This window comes from Streptomyces sp. BE20 (assembly GCF_036322525.1).
Lineage (GTDB): Bacteria > Actinomycetota > Actinomycetes > Streptomycetales > Streptomycetaceae > Kitasatospora.
The window spans coordinates 1-308 of sequence record NZ_JAQYWW010000133.1 but is presented as its reverse complement, the minus strand read 5'-3'; the positions used below and the strand labels follow the sequence as shown (position 1 = coordinate 308).

General features: G+C 69.2%; 1 protein-coding gene. It reads left to right on the top strand.

Annotated features, from left to right (window positions below; genetic code table 11):
- Positions 1-236 (top strand): hypothetical protein (locus tag PUR61_RS00700; RefSeq protein WP_329874521.1); only part of this gene is annotated, 236 nt, incomplete at its 5' end.
- Positions 237-308 lie beyond the last annotated feature (72 nt).

Below are 308 nucleotides of genomic sequence, written 5' to 3'. Positions count from 1 at the left end.
TCGGTGACCGGAACGCAGCCCTCGCCACCATCACCGAAGCCGTCACCCATTACCGCACCCACGCCGACACCGACCCGCCCGCCACCCTACCCGACCTCGCCCGAGCCGGCAACAACCTAGCCAACCACCAGACCGGCCGCGGGACGGGGGAAGCCGCCCTGGCATCCTCCTGCGAAGCCGTCGGCTTCCGGCGTCGCGTCGCTGGTCGGATCTGGCGAGGTGGCGCTAGTTGGTGACGGCTTCGGTGATGGTGGCGAGGGCTGCGTTCCGGTCACCGAGGTTGGACTGGTGGACGGAGTGGTTGTTGA